The sequence below is a fragment of the Flavobacterium enshiense DK69 genome, from assembly GCF_000498495.1.
Classification (GTDB): domain Bacteria; phylum Bacteroidota; class Bacteroidia; order Flavobacteriales; family Flavobacteriaceae; genus Flavobacterium; species Flavobacterium enshiense.
The window spans coordinates 56,191-72,180 of sequence record NZ_AVCS01000021.1 but is presented as its reverse complement, the minus strand read 5'-3'; the positions used below and the strand labels follow the sequence as shown (position 1 = coordinate 72,180).

Below are 15,990 nucleotides of genomic sequence, written 5' to 3'. Positions count from 1 at the left end.
GTTTTAGTAATTTTAATAAAAATGGATCCCGGGTTGATATTGAACCAAGTTGACTACAGAAGCGACTTTCTTATCGGCAATACTCCTTTTAAAAATTCATCAAAAAACCATTTTTTTTATTTTAAGCATTTTATCGATAAAACAAGTAAATTCAACTAAAAATTTATTTAATTTTATGTTTTTCAAAAAAATAAAAATAATTTTAACATAGTTATTAACAATACAAAATCAGCAATAGATATAAATAAAGAAATTAATATTTGAGTTAGTTTAGTTAGAAGCTGTGGGAAACCACAGCTTTTTTTATCTTATTTCTTAATCTATATTAAGTGCTATAGTAATATTGTAAACTAACTTTGTGTATCTAAATAAAAGAAATAGTACAATGACAACAAAAAATATTGAATTAGTAGCGGCTCCAAGGACACCTCATTTTGTTGGTGATGGCTTCAGGGTACACAACTTTATTCCGAGTGGCTATCATTTGGATATGGAGCGTATGAGTCCATTTATTATGTTGGATTACAACTCCAAATACAATTTTCCGCCTTCTGAAATTCCGAGAGGCGTTGGCGTACATCCGCACAGAGGTTTTGAAACTGTTACTATAGCATACAAAGGAAAAGTGGCGCATCATGACAGTTCGGGCGGAGGCGGTGTTATTGGTGAAGGCGATGTGCAATGGATGACAGCTGCTTCTGGCGTTTTGCATAAAGAATACCATGAAAAAGAGTTCAGCAAAAAAGGTGGTGAATTTCAAATGGTGCAGCTATGGGTAAATTTACCGGCCAAAGATAAAATGTCGGCCCCTAAATATCAAGGGATTACCAATGAGCAAATCGACAAATATATACTTCCTGATAATGCGGGATTTATAGAAGTCATTGCAGGAAAGTACAAAGATGTGAAAGGTGCCGCATCAACCTTCACGCCTGTTCATCTGCAAAATGCAAAACTGAGTGAAGGTGGAAAAGCTTCATTTTCGTTTCCTGCAGATTATAACACCGCTTTATTGGTTATCGAAGGAAGCATCAAAGTTAACGATACAGAAATCGTTCCAACAGACCATTTCGTGTTGTTTGAAAACAAAGGAGAAGATTTTAGCATTGAAGCACTTGAAAATGCTACCGTTTTGGTTTTAAGCGGCGAACCGATTAACGAACCCATTGTCGCTCATGGCCCGTTTGTTATGAATACTAACGAAGAAATCCTTCAGGCATTTGACGATGTGAATACAGGTAAATTCGGTTATCTGGCAGACTAAACAATAATAAAACAGCAATCTCAATACAATGCGATTGTTGTTTTTTTTTTAATTACCTAAAAAACTAACCTTCTAAAAAATCCAATCATGAAACCAGAATATTTAGAAATCCCATTAGTAAAAAACGAAGAAAAAAATCAGTTTGAAATTACCATTGACGGACACAAAGCTTTCATTCTTTACAAAGAAAAACCGTATGCCACAGCTTTAATCCACACAGAAACCGAACCCGAACTGGAAGGAAAAGGTGCCGGAACTGCCGTAATTGAAAAAACACTGGCATATATTGAAGAGCATAACAGTAAAATCATTCCGCTTTGTCCGTTCGTTTTCGCATACATAAAAAGGCATCCTGAATGGAAACGTATCGTGGATGAACATTTTAAAGGATTTGACGAATAATTCATTAACTTTATAAAAAACTGCTTATGTCAAACGTAAAATTAATAATAGAAGAACGCGCTGCCGATATTGGAAATTTTATGGTTGGACGACTCCTTCCCTTTCGTGAGAAAAGAGCCGTTGGACCGTTTGTCTTTATAGACCATATGGGTCCGACCTATTTAAGCGATATCGAAAATTTCGATGTAGCACCCCATCCTCATATAGGGCTTTCCACCCTTACCTATCTTTTCAGAGGGCGCATCATGCACAGAGACAGTTTAGGAACCGAAATGGTAATTGAGCCCGGTGCTGTAAACTGGATGACCGCCGGAAAAGGAATCGTGCATTCAGAAAGAACTCCCCAATTCCTTAGAGGCTTCGAAAAAATGCTTCATGGATTACAAATCTGGGTAGCCCTTCCAAAGGAATTAGAGGAAATGGAACCCAATTTCACACATATTGAAGAAAAGGATATTCCGCAATGGGAACAAGACGGCCTGTCATTCAAACTGATAGCCGGTGAAGCTTTTGGGAGAAAATCAGCAGTACCTGTTTACAGTCCGCTTTACCTTATCGAAATAAAAAGCACTACTCCCCAAAAAGTAAAAATCGGAGACGATCTGTTTGGAGAAAGTGCCTTGTACATATTAGAAGGAAGTATTAAAAGCGATGATGTTGTTTTTGACCCGAAGCAGATTTTAATTGCCAAAGACACTAAACTTTGCGAATTTGAAATCGGTGAAAATTCTTCCATTTATATTTTCGGTGGCGAATCTTTTCCCGAAGAACGCTTCATCTACTGGAACTTCGTTTCTTCAAGTAAAGAACGTATTGAAAAAGCCAAAACAGATTGGGAAAAACAAAAGTTCCCTAAAGTTCCGGGCGAAACCGAATTTGTACCTCTGCCATCCCCTGCAAAATTTTAAAAAAAACAAAGATTTAACGCGACTGTGATGGATAAGCTCTTAACCGAAATCAGGAACTGTAAAGTTTGTGAAAAGTATCTTGAACTTGGTCCGAATCCGGTTATAGCCGCAAGTTCGAAGAGCAAACTCATCATTATTGGCCAGGCACCAGGCAGAATAGTTCATAACACCGGTATTCCGTGGAATGATAAAAGCGGTGACAATCTGAGAAACTGGTTAGGTATTGACAAAGCCACTTTTTATGATACCAACAAAGTGGCTTTAATGCCGATGGGTTTTTGTTATCCCGGAACCGGAAAAACAGGCGATTTGCCGCCAAGACCGGAATGCGCTCCTCTCTGGCACAACAAATTACTGGCATTAATGCCCGAAGCAAAACTTATTTTATTGGTAGGACACTATGCCCAAAACTATTATCTCGGTGATAAGAAAGATAAAACCCTGACGGAAACTGTTAAGCGATTCAAATCCTATTTGCCTAAATATTTTCCTTTGCCACATCCTTCACCAAGAAACAATATCTGGCTCGCTAAAAATGAATGGTTTACTCATGAAGTGTTGCCTGAGCTAAAAAAAGAAATAAGAGATATTTTTGAATAATGTCCTTAAAATTCACAAATAAGCATAAAAAAATCCCGCTCGTAAGCGGGATTTTTTATTATTAAGAATACATTTTCTTTCTCATCTCCTGAATTTTATCATCCTCAAGATATTCATCGAAAGTCATATATCTGTCAATTACTCCATTTGGTGTGATTTCCACCACTCTGTTGGCAACCGTTTGTGCAAACTCGTGGTCATGAGTTGTAAACAAAACAGATCCTTTAAAGTTTTTCAGCGAGTTGTTGAAAGCTGTAATCGATTCCAAATCCAAGTGGTTTGTCGGCTCATCAAGCATTAAAACGTTTGCTCTCATCATCATCATTCTGGATAACATACAACGTACTTTTTCCCCTCCAGACAAAACGCGTCCTGTTTTTAAAGCCTCTTCTCCTGAGAAAATCATTTTTCCTAAGAAACCGCGAACATAAACTTCATCTCTTTCCGGTTCTGTTTTTGCCCATTGGCGCAACCAGTCTACTAAAGTCAAATCGTTTTCAAAGAAACTGTGGTTATCGTTTGGAAGATACGATTGTGTGGTTGTAATTCCCCAATCAAAAGTACCTGTATCGGCTTTCATATTATTGTTCAAAATTTCGTAAAAAGCAGTCGTAGCACGGGCATCTTTAGAGAAAACAACAACTTTATCCCCTTTTGCCATATTTAAATCAACGTTTTTGAACAAAACTTCACCATCAATTGAAGCACTTAAATTCTGTACATTCAAAATTTGATCTCCGGCTTCTCTCTCTTGTTCGAAAATAATCGCTGGGTAGCGACGGCTTGATGGTTTTATTTCATCAAGGTTTAACTTATCGATCATTTTTTTACGGGAAGTTGCCTGTTTTGATTTTGCTACGTTCGCCGAGAAACGACGGATAAATTCTTCTAATTCTGCTTTTTTCTCTTCAGCTTTTTTGTTTTGCTGTGCACGTTGTTTTGCAGCTAACTGAGAAGATTCATACCAGAAAGTATAGTTACCCGAGTAATGGTTGATTTTTCCGAAGTCAATATCTGATACATGCGTACAAACCGCATCCAGAAAGTGACGGTCGTGAGAAACCACCAAAACCGTATTATCATAATTTGCTAAAAAGTTCTCCAACCAACCAATCGTTTCAAAATCTAAGTCGTTGGTCGGCTCATCCATGATTAGAACATCAGGGTTTCCGAATAATGCCTGTGCCAATAGCACACGTACTTTCATCTTCCCTTCCATATCACTCATCAATGTATAATGAAGTTCTGCACCAATTCCTAAGTTGGAAAGCATCGCTCCTGCATCTGATTCGGCATTCCACCCGTTCATTTCATCAAACTGCATCTGAAGTTCACCGATTCTGTCTGCATTTTTATCATCGTAATCTGCATACAACTCGTCCATTTCCTTTTTAATGGCAAATAATGTTTTATTCCCCATTAACACGGTTTCTAAAACAGTATGTTCGTCAAACATATTGTGGTTCTGGTTTAAAACCGACATACGTTTGCCCGGTTCAAGAATAACACGACCAGAAGTAGGATCGATATCACCTGCCAATATTTTTAAAAAAGTAGATTTTCCAGCACCGTTTGCTCCGATAATTCCGTAGCAGTTCCCTTGTGTGAAGGTTACGTTTACTTCGTCGAACAAAATTCGCTTACCAAATTGAACTGATAAATTTGAAACTGTTAGCATTGATTTTTTGATTTTTTTTAAAAGTGTTGCAAAAGTAGAAAAAATAGCGGAGTTTTGGCCCCTTATTATAAGAATGTTCATTTTGGCATTTTAACTGTACATTAACAGCAAGTTATCCCCTACAGACCTATATTTGTTTTGAATTAATTTTGATTAAATGTTCGCCTATTTTAAAAATCTACTATTACCTATCTCGTCTGTCGTTCTGTGCGGACTTTGTTCCTGTAACAAAGAATTCAAAGACGACAACTACACTGCATATTTTGGAGGTGAAATAATCAATCCGAACAACCGTTATGTACTTCTTTTAAAGGATAATAAAGTAATTGATTCTTTACTTTTGGATGATAAGAACCGTTTTTTCAAAAAAATCGATTCACTTGCTCCCGGAATGTATACTTTCAGGCATGAACCGGAATACCAGTATGTCTATTTTGACAAGAACGACAGTATCATGCTTCGGTTAAACACAAAAGAATTCGACAATTCATTAGTGTTTTGCGGCCGTGGCGACCAGAAAAACAATTACCTGATTGAAATGTTCCTGAAAAATGAAGCCGACAGAAGTTATGATGTTTTTGATAAAGACTACAAGCGATTCTCAAAGACAATTGATTCTTCATATGCTGCAAAAAAATCATTTTACCTAAGAAGAAAAACCGAAATCGGCTGGAACGAAAAATTTGATGTTTTTGCAAAGGCTTCACTAGATTTGGATTATCTCGCGAAAAAAGAAATATACCCTATTGCCCATAAAAGGAGAAACGGGGAAGACATCTGCAAAGTATTACCTAAAAACTATTATGCTTTCAGAAATAAGATTGACTACAACAATGAGGACTTGACCACTTATGTGGATTTCGTGCGCTACATAACGGCTATGTTGAACAACATCGCCTATAAAAATTGTACCACTGAAAAAGAATATGAACAAAGCGCATTAGCCTCCAACATAAAAAAACTGAACATAACCGATACGCTGATTAAAAATCAGAAAATAAAAAACGGTGTTTTAAACAACATCGCCTTCATGTATCTTCTCGAAGATCAAAATATGGCGAACAATAAAAAGTTTTTAGACCGTTATTTTCAGCTTTCCACGGATAAAAGTAAGCACAACGAAATCAGAAAAATATCGAGTGCTGCCCAACTATTGACACCGGGAAGTAAACTTCCTCCACAGAAGTTTATCAATAAACGAAATGAAAAAATCGACTTTAATTCGATAGCTAAAGGCAAAGGCGAGACTATAGTTTTCTTCTGGACTTTAAGTTCGAAATCGCATTTGGAAGGTGTTCATAAAAAAGCGCACGATTTAAAAATTAAATATCCTGATTTGAATTTTGTAGGTATCAATATGGATGATTCATTAGAAGATTGGCAACAAACGCTTGCTTCCTATAATTTCAATGATACCACAGAACTTCATGCAACGGATATGCAAAAACTGAAAGATGAATGGGTTATCACCAAAATTCACCGCGTTTTACTTTTAAATCCTGACGGAACAGTTAAAAATGCGTTTGTCAGCTTATTCGATGCTGATTTTGAAAAATATTTGAAGTAGTGTTCAAATTGCAGATAGCTGGCCGCAGATTTCACAGTAAGCAGATTCCAGATTTCTTATTACAAATAAAGGGAACACGGATATTAATGAAAAACAAAAAAGGATTCAAAATTGAATCCTTTTTTTATATCCTACAGTGGGCAATCTGTCATTTTGCTTCTTGCTTTTAATCTGCTCGCTGCAATCTGATTTCTGCAATATGAATACTACTTATTTCCTTTTTCGAAATCAGCAACAAACTGAGCGATACCGATATCCGTTAATGGATGTTTTAATAATCCTAAGATAGAAGACAAAGGACCCGTCATTACATCAGCTCCGATTTTAGCACAATTTACAACGTGCATTGTATGACGAACAGAAGCCGCAAGAATCTGAGTTTCGAAAGCATAGTTATCATAAATCAAGCGGATTTCATCAATCAGGTTTAAACCATCAGTTGAAACATCGTCCAAACGTCCTAAAAACGGAGAAACGTAGGTTGCACCAGCTTTTGCAGCCAAAAGCGCCTGACCTGCAGAGAATACCAAAGTTACATTAGTTCTGATTCCGCGATCAGAGAAGTATTTACAAGCTTTGATTCCTTCTTTTGTCATCGGTAATTTCACAACAATTTGTTCGTGTAATTCAGCCAACTCCTCTCCTTCTTTGATCATACCTTCCAAATCCAAAGCATTTACTTCGGCACTAACATCACCTTCAACAATATTACAGATATCTACATAATGCTTTAAAATATTGTTTTTTCCTGTGATTCCTTCTTTAGCCATTAATGATGGGTTTGTTGTAACGCCATCTAATATACCTAATGCCTGTGCTTCTTTAATCTGCTCTAAATTGGCTGTGTCAATAAAAAATTTCATCTTGATGTATTTAAAATTGTTGTGTATTATTCCTTTAAATTTGGCGCAAAATTATTCATTAATTTACTTAAAATCTAAATTTAGCCGAAACATTTAAATCTATACGATGTAATCGTTCTCTGGATTCTTCATCCATTACTATAGTTTCCCTAGTGCTATCCGGATAGCTAACATTAATTCTTTCCAAAAAACCTCCTACATATGCTAATTGCGGTCCTATTAAAAAACGTTCCGTAATCCGAAAATGATAAGCTCCGGAAGCAGAAAATCCTATATTTCCACCTAAATAGATTGTGTGTTCATTTGCAAAAGCATAGGAATCATTTCTGTATTTGATATAGCCCAAAGCAAATTCCATAAATACCTGTCCCACTCGTTTTTTACCATCATCTACACTGTTCGACGAAAGAAAAACCGAAGCTCCGAAAAATGTAATGTTGATGTCATCTCCAAAACTACCGTACTCACTGGAGTAACCACTCCCTTTGGAGTTATATTTATTAAATTTCAGTCCTAAACCACCGTATAATGAATTAAACTTGTAATAAACGCCGATGTCAAAGTTTGTGCCGGTTTTTAAATCCTTCAAATAATCCGTTTCGGCTGACGACAATCCTTTAGGAACTTTTACGACCCTATAGCTAAAGCCATAACCACCAGTTACAATAACAGCGGCTCTTATAGTGTCATTTTCCGCAAAAGATTGCGAAAAACAGAAGTTGGATACCAAAACGAAAAATAGAAGAAATTTAAACTTCATAATCGCTTATTTGCTTAAAGCTTATAATGATTCATTAATAATTTCTCATACATTTTATCCGGAAGAATTCGCTTTAATACGATTGAAAACCTTTGCATCAAAGCGCCTACTTTATAATGCACGTTCGGTTTCGGAGTCTGAATAACGGCATATATAGCCAATGCCATTTCGTCCGGATTACTCCCACTGTCTACATGATCATCCATTGTTTTTAAAGTGTTACTGTAAGGGATTTCATAAGCCGACCCCTTTACTAAAGGCGCATGATAACGTCCAGCTGCAATATTCGTCGCAAAATCACCCGGAGCGACATTCGTAATCTGAATCCCAAACGATTTAGTTTCCATTCGCAGGGCTTCGGTAATTAATTCCAACGCTCCTTTTGATGCCGAATACACGCTTCGATACGGTAATCCCATATAACCTGCAATAGAAGTTACGTTAATAATCAAACCCGATTTCTGATGACGCATTTGAGGCAAAACAGCTTTCATCACTTCAATGGGCCCGAATAAATTGGTTTCAAAATTGTTTTTTATTTCTTCCGAAGGAATTTCTTCAAGTGGTCCTGTGATTCCAACTCCGGCATTATTGATTACAACATCCAGTCGTCCGGATTTAGTAATTACTTCGTCAACGGCTTTTTTGATACTTTCTGAATTTCTCACATCCAAAGCAACCAATGGAAAAACAGAATGTTCAACACGTTCCGGATTTCTGCTCGTTCCATATACAATGAATCCCTTTTGGTGTAAATATTCGCCAACAGATTTCCCGATACCTGAGGAACCTCCTGTAATCAAAACTACTTTGCTCATTTTTAGATTATTCGATTACTCGATTATTTGATTTTAGATTATTTGACTTATAGATTTAGATTATGGGGCATAACCTCTACGAAAGTAAGGAAGATATTACGTTAAAAAAAATGCAGGTTACACATTTCCATGTTTACGTAATTTCGATTCCCAAGCCCGGTTTTTCAGAAAGGTGAATGGTCCCGTTAATTATCTGACTTCCTTTTGCAATATCATTGGCAATTAAATTGGCTCCATCTAAATCGGCAAAATCCACTAAAGAAGCTAAAGCTGCTCCTGCCGAAATGCCGATGGTCGATTCGGTCATACAACCAATCATGATTTTGAAATTTAAATTTCTGGCTTTTTTTATTAATTCTAATGCTGGGGTTAGTCCGCCACATTTAACCAGTTTTATGTTGATGCTTCTGTAGTGAGGTTGTAATAGTTTTAAGTCGATGTTTTCCTGGCAATCTTCATCGGCCATCCAATTCGGATATTTATCGTAATGCAGCAACTCAAAATTAACTGCTCCAGGTTTCATAGGTTGTTCCACATAAGTAAAACCGTTTGACGCTTCAAAATTTTCAAGCCAATGACATTGTGCCGAAGTATAACTCCCGTTAGCGTCTAAAGCCACCGATTTTCCTGTTTGCAAAAGTTTTTCGATTTCCTTCTCGTCAAAACGGTTGCATTTGACTTTAAATTTGCTCCAGGATGAATTGGCTATTTTATCAAGTTGGGTTTCAATTGGCGCAACGCTTATTGTTATTGAGGATTCCGGAATATTGCCGATTTCTATCAAATTCAATTCTGAAAAAGTCTTCATTTCCAGTTTCCCGAACAAATCCCAATAGGCGCAATCCAATGCAGAACGCAAAAAACTCGGCAATTCCAAGGTTAACAGGAATTTGTAAAAATCTGTCGGATGATTAATTTTCTGGGATTCGATTTTATCTTTTATCAGATGGAGTTTTTTATCGAAATCCGCTAAACTTATGTGATAGTAATCAATTCCCGTGCATTCGCCATAACCACTTTTACCTAAATCACTCAACTTGATAATAAGCGCTTCCCTGAAAGCGTAATTACCATATGAAATCGAAAAAGTTTCTTTAAGATTGAGACGGACGATTTGCCAGGACAGGTTCATGGGATAGTTTTGAATACCCTAAAAATAAAAAAATCTCCGCAAGGGAGATATATAAACTGAAAAGATATTCTAAAAAAACGGCAAGCGACCTACATCGCACCGCTACAACCGCGTACCTTTGCTGCGTTCCCACCCTGGAGGAGTCTGCAGGAGCTGGTCGTGTAGGACTTGCCGGTGCAAATATACAATTTTTTTATTTTTTTGCAAGTCAATTGAAGATATAAAAATAACATTGTATATTGCCTTTAACAATTTTTAAACGATGAAAAAACATAACCTATTAGCATTCATATTATTAGGAACAGTAATTATTTCCTGTAACAGTGATAAAAAAGCCACAGAAAATTTATTTTCTTTCGATTCTTCCCAATTTAAAGAGCAATATAAGCCTCAGGAATCACTTTCTTTAGCCTTAAATAATCCTGAAAACAAAAAAATAGACTCAATTATTTATTATATCAATGATAGAAAAATAGGCACCGTTAAAGGAAGTGATAAAATGAATTTTCCTTTTGCAGATCAAAAACTGGGATACCAAAACATTAAAGCATTAGTTTATTTTGAAGGCGAAAACAACGAAGTAACTTCACGTGTGGAATTGGTTTCCAATATTCAGCCGAAATTATTGAAATATACAATCGTAAACACTTATCCGCACGATTTGAAAGCATACACTCAAGGATTGGAATTTTATCGAGATACCTTATTTGAAAGTACAGGAAATGGGACCGGAAGCGGGACCGGCTTAAAAGGTATTTCTTCCCTACGCAAAACAGACTACAAAACCGGTAAAGTACATAAAATTGTAGAACTTCCTGAAAGCGTTTTTGGTGAAGGCTGTACCGTGCTAAACAATAAGGTGTTCCAAATAACGTGGCAAAACGGCGAAGGTTATGTTTACAATCCCGATACGTTCAAAAAAGAAAAAACTTTCCAATACTTCAAACCGAACATGGAAGGATGGGGATTATCCAATGATGGCAAAAACCTTTTAATGTCTGATGGTTCTGAAAAGATTTATTTCGTTAATCCGGCTGATTTCAAAGAAGTGGATTATATCAATGTTTATACTTCCAATTCAAAAATCAAGGCCGTAAACGAAATGGAATGGATTGATGGTAAAATCTACGCCAATATTTATCAGATGGACGCCATTGCAATCATCGACCCTAAAAATGGCGCTGTGGAAGCTGTTGTTAACTTATCCGATTTAAAATCAAAAGTGACGCAACACCCGGATATTGATGTATTAAACGGAATCGCTTACAACCCTAAAACGAAAACCATTTTTGTTACAGGAAAAAACTGGGACAAAATGTTTGAAATAAAAATTACGGAATAACACATTCCCACACAATAAAAAAGCCCGTTACTACAACGGGCTTTTTTTTATTACTATTCCTAATTAAAAATCTTAACCAGCATTTCTTTCAACAAATCGTGTTGTGGTAAGTTGTTCGCCCCTACCCCTTTGCTTTTCACATCAACATCACGAAGCGTACTTACAATGGCACTCACCTTTTTCATTGGGTAATTCTTTAACGCCACATCATAATCTTTCACAAAATAAGGGTTTATTTTCAATGTCTTTGCCACATTGGCAGGACTTTTATCCTTTAATCCGTGATACTGCAAAAGCTGTGAAAAGAAACCAAATACCAAGCCGATTGTCAATACAATGGGGTTGTCTTTGGGATTTTGAGCAAAATGATCAGCTATCTGGTAGGCTTTTAGTTGATTTCGTTCACCTATAGCTTTACGCAATTCAAACGGATTAAAATCCTTACTGAAACCTATATTTTCCTCAATAATTGCAGGTGTAATAGTTTCACCTGGCTTTAAAATGATAGCCAATTTGTCAATTTCATTGGCAATCCGACTTAAATCGGTTCCTAAAAAATCGACGAACATTGCAGCGGCTTTAGGTTCAATACTCAGCTTTTTTCCTGCCAAAACTCTTTTTAACCAATCGCCTACCTGATTTTCATACAGTTTCTTGCTTTCAAAAACAACGCCTGCTTTATTAAGTGTTTTGGTGACTTTCTTGCGTTTGTCTAACGTTTTGTATTTATAGCAGATTACCAAAACCGTTGTTGGCTGCGGTTTTTCTGCGTAAGCATCTAATTTTTCAATGGTTCGGGATAATTCCTGCGCTTCTTTTACAATAACTACCTGACGATCGGCCATCATTGGAAAACGTTTGGCATTCCCAACAATGTCTTCAACGGTAACATCACGACCATACAAAACAGTTTGGTTAAAATCACGCTCGTGTTCCTGCAAAATATTCTCTTCGATATATTCGGCCAACTTATCAATATAATAAGGCTCCTCGCCCATTAAAAAATAGATTGGTTTGATGTTTCCGGCTTGTATGTCTTTGATGATTTTTAAAACTTCGTCCAAAATGCTTTGATTTGGTTATTTGGTTATTTGATGATAGCTTTGTCAGATGCAAAAACTGAATTTTCCCGCTTATACGTTTCGGTTCAAAAATAGTGAAAATAAACTCGCTGTGTTTGATGAAATCCGTAAAAAATTTGTGGTTGTCACTCCCGAAGAATGGGTGCGCCAACACGTGGTTCAATTTCTTTTACAGCAGAAAAACTATTCGAAATCCTATATTAATGTTGAAAAATCCATTAAAATAAACGGTTTAACAAAACGGTATGATGTAGTTGTATTTCAGCCTGATGGAAAAATATTTCTATTAGTTGAATGCAAAGCCCCAGAAGTAAACATTTCCCAACAGACTTTCGATCAGATTGCACGTTACAACATGACACTGGAAGCAAAATATTTAATGGTGACCAACGGACTAAATCATTATTTTTGTTACATGGATTATGAAAACGAACAATATCAGTTCCTAAAAGACTTACCCTAAAACTTCCAAATGATCATACTTCATAAACAAAATGATTTAATTATAAATCGTTTCATAATTACATTTGCTTTTTTAGTTAGCATATTTATGTTTCCAAATCTTTGGATTTCCAACAACCACTTCCCTTTAATTCCAATAATTGAAAAAATCCCAATACTCCCTTTATTTGCCAGCAAAATTTTTCTTGGGGTTGTTGTTCTATTATTAACAATATTTCCTTTAAAACAAAATAAATACGTCCAATCACTTTTATTGATATTACTTAGCTATCTCTTTCTTTCAGATATCAACAGACTTCAGCCTACATTTTATATTTTTATGTTGCTTTTATTCTGTCATTCTTTTGCAAAAAATGATAAAGAGACACGGATGGCAATAATTCTATTATTTTTTGGTATTTATTTCTGGAGCGGAATCCATAAATACAATGAGCATTTTTTAAATGTTTGGTTAGGCGGCTTAAACAAAAGGATCCCTTTTGTTCCTTATTTTTTTAGGGTAGCATTTACTTATGCTGTTCCATTTCTTGAAGCTGGTTTTGGTTTATTATTGCTTTCTAAAACAACCCGAAAATTAGGTTGTATCTTATTAATTTTAATGCACGGCATTATTATAACGGCATTATTATTAATGAAAACAGGATACAATGTTATCCCTGTTAACATATTAATGATTTCAACGATTGCTTTAGTAATTTATTCCGATAAAACTTCGCTCAAGACTTTAATTGCTCCGACTTATAAAAAGACATTCATAACTATTTTAGTTATTTTATTGCCTATTTTTAACCTGTTTGGTCATTGGGATCATTTTTTATCATTCAGCATATTATCCGGAAAGCCCAAATATGCCACTATTCGCATTAATGATACAACCTTACTAAAAAAATTACCTCGAGAAATCAAACCATATATAACAAAATACAATTCAGAATATTTTGTTTATATAAGTAGTTGGGCATATGATTACAAAGGAATTATGATTTATCCTGAAACGAGAATATATAATAAAATCAATCAGTATCTTGCTTCTTATTCAACAAATAAAAAAGGGGCAACAACTGTAATCGAATATTAAATGAAAGTAGCAGTAGTCATTCTAAACTGGAACGGTGTTAAACTTTTAGAGCAGTTTTTACCATCAGTCATTCAGTATTCCCCTGAAGCAAAAATATATGTAGCCGACAATGCTTCAAGCGATGATTCTGTTGCCTATATTAAAAATAATTTTCCTTCGGTTACCATTATTGAAAACAAAGCGAATTTTGGATTTGCACAAGGATATAATGAGGCCTTACAATTTGTTGAGGAAGAAATCTATGCTTTGGTCAATTCGGACATAGAAGTAACCGAAAACTGGTTACAGCCAATTATCAGTTTATTCAAAAACGAGCCAAGTACTGCAATTATCCAGCCGAAATTATTGGATTTTAAGAACAAGGCTTATTTTGAATATGCCGGTGCTGCTGGTGGTTTTATTGACAAATATGGTTTTCCGTATTGTCGTGGCCGTATCTTTGAAACGTTGGAAAAAGACAATGGGCAGTATAATGACACGATTGAAATATTCTGGGCATCCGGAGCCTGTTTTTTTATCCGAAAAGAGATTTTCAGGGAATTGAAAGGTTTTGATCCTGATTTTTTTGCTCATCAGGAAGAAATCGATCTTTGCTGGCGGGCCTACAACAAAGGATACAGCATTAAATATTGTGGTTCATCCACAGTATATCATGTCGGCGGAGCTACTTTGGACGCCGGGAGCCCGAGAAAAACATTCCTGAATTTTAGAAACTCAGTTTGGATGATGCTTAAAAATCTTCCGTCTTCGCATTTGTTTCCAACGCTTTTCATCCGCATGTGTCTTGACGGAGTTGCAGGAATACGCTTTCTTCTTCAAGGAAAACCTAAACATTTGTGGGCCGTTTTAGTTGCACATTATTACTTTTATGTACAGATGTTCAGGTTTTTAAAGAAAAGAGACGCTTTTCAGTCCAAAGATTATTATAGAATAAAATCAGTTGTATACCGTTACTACTTTAAAAATGGTAAGATTTTTGATGTTAATCTTTAACATTTGTTTATCATTTTAAATTTTAAAACATTTTTAATAAGTAAGTAACTTTGTTAATACCTTTAAAAAAATCATTAATCATGAAGAAACTATTTATTTTACTTTCTGTTGTTGGCCTATCGCTGACATCTTGCGGAACCAAGAAGAAAATAGCAGAGCTGGAAGCTAAAAACAAAGAAATTCAGGATTTACTGAATACTTGTACCGTTAAACTGAACACTTGCCTTACTGAGAAGGAAGCATTAAACAATCAGAACGATTATTTAAAGAAAACCAACACCGATCTGATCAACAGTTCCAAAGAAATGACTGTTTTGACTACAAAAGGTGCTCAAAATCTTGAAAAATCACTGGAAAGTTTAAAAGAAAAAGATTTAAAAATATCTCGTTTACAGGATGCTTTAACCAAAAAAGACAGTGTTACATTGGCTTTGGTAACAAGTTTAAAACGAGAAGTGGGTATTGACGATCCGGACATTAACATCAATGTAGAAAAAGGAGTGGTAATGATTTCCATTGCCGATAATCTTTTATTCAAATCAGGAAGTTATGAAGTAAGCGACAGAGCTAAAGGTGTTTTGGGTAAAGTAGCCAAAGTAATCAACAGCAAACCTGATTTTGAGTGCATGGTAGAAGGCCACACAGACAACGTGCCTATTAAAAATGCAGTATTGTTGGACAACTGGGATTTATCTGTTAAAAGAGCAACATCCATCGTGAGAGTTTTACAAAAAGACTTAGGTGTAAATCCGAAGCAGTTAATCCCTGCCGGAAGAAGCTATTACATTCCGCTTTTTGAAAATGACACGCCGGCTAACCGCGCTAAAAACAGAAGAACAAGAATCATCATCATGCCAAAAATAGATCAATTCTATGATATGCTTGAGAAAGAGATGAAGACTTTGGGCAAATAAATATACCGTCAGTAAGATTTATTCTGATAAGAATTAAAAAAAGAGTTTCAATAGAAACTCTTTTTTTAATTTGTTTAGTTGGATTGATGATTGGCTCTTCAAATACCAATCGTTCAATTGAAAAACA

At 35.7% G+C, this 15,990-nt stretch carries 16 protein-coding genes and 1 other RNA gene; 10 read left to right on the top strand and 7 right to left on the bottom strand.

Annotation, left to right across the window (positions count from 1 at the left end; all coding sequences use genetic code 11):
- Positions 1-385: 385 nt before the first annotated feature.
- From FEDK69T_RS12525 to FEDK69T_RS12510, 4 genes are all read left to right on the top strand, one after another.
- Positions 386-1,264 (top strand): pirin family protein, encoded by an 879-nt coding sequence (locus tag FEDK69T_RS12525; RefSeq protein WP_023574542.1) that lies wholly within the window; start codon positions 386-388, stop codon positions 1,262-1,264.
- Between the two features lie 87 nt (positions 1,265-1,351).
- Positions 1,352-1,666: a GNAT family N-acetyltransferase gene (locus FEDK69T_RS12520; protein WP_023574541.1), complete on the top strand. Its 315-nt coding sequence runs from the start codon at positions 1,352-1,354 to the stop codon at positions 1,664-1,666.
- Positions 1,667-1,692: 26 nt separating this feature from the next.
- A complete protein-coding gene (locus FEDK69T_RS12515; RefSeq protein WP_023574540.1) occupies positions 1,693-2,574 on the top strand; it encodes a pirin family protein in 882 nt (293 codons plus the stop codon).
- Positions 2,575-2,601: 27 nt separating this feature from the next.
- Positions 2,602-3,174, top strand: a complete 573-nt coding sequence (locus FEDK69T_RS12510) for a uracil-DNA glycosylase family protein (RefSeq protein ID WP_023574539.1) — start codon at positions 2,602-2,604, stop codon at positions 3,172-3,174.
- Positions 3,175-3,235: 61 nt separating this feature from the next.
- Here FEDK69T_RS12510 and FEDK69T_RS12505 read toward each other — a convergent pair whose 3' ends face one another.
- Complete coding sequence (locus FEDK69T_RS12505) at positions 3,236-4,852, bottom strand: ABC-F family ATP-binding cassette domain-containing protein (RefSeq protein WP_035630876.1); 1,617 nt, start codon at positions 4,850-4,852, stop codon at positions 3,236-3,238.
- A gap of 157 nt (positions 4,853-5,009) precedes the next feature.
- Between FEDK69T_RS12505 and FEDK69T_RS12500 the strand changes: the two genes are divergently transcribed.
- Positions 5,010-6,419, top strand: a complete 1,410-nt coding sequence (locus FEDK69T_RS12500; protein ID WP_023574537.1) for a thioredoxin family protein — start codon at positions 5,010-5,012, stop codon at positions 6,417-6,419.
- A 206-nt stretch (positions 6,420-6,625) separates the two neighbouring features.
- Here FEDK69T_RS12500 and fsa read toward each other — a convergent pair whose 3' ends face one another.
- From fsa to ffs, 5 genes are all read right to left on the bottom strand, one after another.
- Positions 6,626-7,282 (bottom strand): fructose-6-phosphate aldolase, encoded by a 657-nt coding sequence (gene fsa / locus FEDK69T_RS12495; protein WP_023574536.1) that lies wholly within the window; start codon positions 7,280-7,282, stop codon positions 6,626-6,628.
- Positions 7,283-7,349: 67 nt separating this feature from the next.
- Positions 7,350-8,042: a hypothetical protein gene (locus FEDK69T_RS12490; RefSeq protein ID WP_023574535.1), complete on the bottom strand. Its 693-nt coding sequence runs from the start codon at positions 8,040-8,042 to the stop codon at positions 7,350-7,352.
- 14 nt (positions 8,043-8,056) lie between these two features.
- Positions 8,057-8,860: an SDR family oxidoreductase gene (locus tag FEDK69T_RS12485; RefSeq protein WP_023574534.1), complete on the bottom strand. Its 804-nt coding sequence runs from the start codon at positions 8,858-8,860 to the stop codon at positions 8,057-8,059.
- 133 nt (positions 8,861-8,993) lie between these two features.
- Positions 8,994-9,992: an enolase C-terminal domain-like protein gene (locus FEDK69T_RS12480; RefSeq protein WP_023574533.1), complete on the bottom strand. Its 999-nt coding sequence runs from the start codon at positions 9,990-9,992 to the stop codon at positions 8,994-8,996.
- A 75-nt stretch (positions 9,993-10,067) separates the two neighbouring features.
- An RNA gene (ffs, locus tag FEDK69T_RS15735) (signal recognition particle sRNA small type) lies at positions 10,068-10,166 on the bottom strand.
- Between the two features lie 88 nt (positions 10,167-10,254).
- On the opposite strand from ffs, the gene FEDK69T_RS12475 reads away from it, so the two are divergent.
- Complete coding sequence (locus FEDK69T_RS12475; protein WP_023574532.1) at positions 10,255-11,334, top strand: glutaminyl-peptide cyclotransferase; 1,080 nt, start codon at positions 10,255-10,257, stop codon at positions 11,332-11,334.
- A gap of 59 nt (positions 11,335-11,393) precedes the next feature.
- Here the strand turns inward: FEDK69T_RS12475 and holA are convergent, their stop codons facing one another.
- On the bottom strand, positions 11,394-12,398 hold the full coding sequence (gene holA / locus FEDK69T_RS12470; RefSeq protein ID WP_023574531.1) for a DNA polymerase III subunit delta: 1,005 nt from the start codon (positions 12,396-12,398) through the stop codon (positions 11,394-11,396).
- A gap of 46 nt (positions 12,399-12,444) precedes the next feature.
- Here holA and FEDK69T_RS12465 point away from each other — a divergent pair, with 46 nt between their 5' ends.
- The 4 genes from FEDK69T_RS12465 to FEDK69T_RS12450 all read left to right on the top strand — a co-directional run bounded on the left by FEDK69T_RS12465 (position 12,445) and on the right by FEDK69T_RS12450 (position 15,863).
- Positions 12,445-12,879 (top strand): type I restriction enzyme HsdR N-terminal domain-containing protein, encoded by a 435-nt coding sequence (locus FEDK69T_RS12465; RefSeq protein WP_035630875.1) that lies wholly within the window; start codon positions 12,445-12,447, stop codon positions 12,877-12,879.
- A gap of 9 nt (positions 12,880-12,888) precedes the next feature.
- Positions 12,889-13,956, top strand: coding sequence for a MauE/DoxX family redox-associated membrane protein (locus FEDK69T_RS12460; RefSeq protein WP_023574529.1), 1,068 nt, complete (start codon positions 12,889-12,891; stop codon positions 13,954-13,956).
- A complete protein-coding gene (locus FEDK69T_RS12455; RefSeq protein ID WP_023574528.1) occupies positions 13,957-14,949 on the top strand; it encodes a glycosyltransferase family 2 protein in 993 nt (330 codons plus the stop codon). It abuts the gene before it with no gap.
- Positions 14,950-15,029: 80 nt separating this feature from the next.
- Complete coding sequence (locus FEDK69T_RS12450) at positions 15,030-15,863, top strand: OmpA/MotB family protein (protein WP_023574527.1); 834 nt, start codon at positions 15,030-15,032, stop codon at positions 15,861-15,863.
- The last annotated feature ends 127 nt before the right edge of the window (positions 15,864-15,990 follow it).

Bases quoted from the DNA above. Each gene is read 5' to 3' on its own strand.
- FEDK69T_RS12520 (WP_023574541.1), top strand. From the start codon at position 1,352: ATGAAACCAGAATATTTAGAAATCCCATTAGTAAAAAACGAAGAAAAA.
- FEDK69T_RS12505 (WP_035630876.1), bottom strand. From the start codon at position 4,852: ATGCTAACAGTTTCAAATTTATCAGTTCAATTTGGTAAGCGAATTTTG.
- FEDK69T_RS12475 (WP_023574532.1), top strand. From the start codon at position 10,255: ATGAAAAAACATAACCTATTAGCATTCATATTATTAGGAACAGTAATT.
- FEDK69T_RS12500 (WP_023574537.1), top strand. From the start codon at position 5,010: ATGTTCGCCTATTTTAAAAATCTACTATTACCTATCTCGTCTGTCGTT.
- FEDK69T_RS12480 (WP_023574533.1), bottom strand. From the start codon at position 9,992: ATGAACCTGTCCTGGCAAATCGTCCGTCTCAATCTTAAAGAAACTTTT.
- FEDK69T_RS12510 (WP_023574539.1), top strand. From the start codon at position 2,602: ATGGATAAGCTCTTAACCGAAATCAGGAACTGTAAAGTTTGTGAAAAG.
- FEDK69T_RS12490 (WP_023574535.1), bottom strand. From the start codon at position 8,042: ATGAAGTTTAAATTTCTTCTATTTTTCGTTTTGGTATCCAACTTCTGT.
- FEDK69T_RS12465 (WP_035630875.1), top strand. From the start codon at position 12,445: ATGCAAAAACTGAATTTTCCCGCTTATACGTTTCGGTTCAAAAATAGT.
- FEDK69T_RS12460 (WP_023574529.1), top strand. From the start codon at position 12,889: ATGATCATACTTCATAAACAAAATGATTTAATTATAAATCGTTTCATA.
- FEDK69T_RS12485 (WP_023574534.1), bottom strand. From the start codon at position 8,860: ATGAGCAAAGTAGTTTTGATTACAGGAGGTTCCTCAGGTATCGGGAAA.
- FEDK69T_RS12450 (WP_023574527.1), top strand. From the start codon at position 15,030: ATGAAGAAACTATTTATTTTACTTTCTGTTGTTGGCCTATCGCTGACA.
- FEDK69T_RS12525 (WP_023574542.1), top strand. From the start codon at position 386: ATGACAACAAAAAATATTGAATTAGTAGCGGCTCCAAGGACACCTCAT.
- fsa (WP_023574536.1), bottom strand. From the start codon at position 7,282: ATGAAATTTTTTATTGACACAGCCAATTTAGAGCAGATTAAAGAAGCA.
- FEDK69T_RS12455 (WP_023574528.1), top strand. From the start codon at position 13,957: ATGAAAGTAGCAGTAGTCATTCTAAACTGGAACGGTGTTAAACTTTTA.
- FEDK69T_RS12515 (WP_023574540.1), top strand. From the start codon at position 1,693: ATGTCAAACGTAAAATTAATAATAGAAGAACGCGCTGCCGATATTGGA.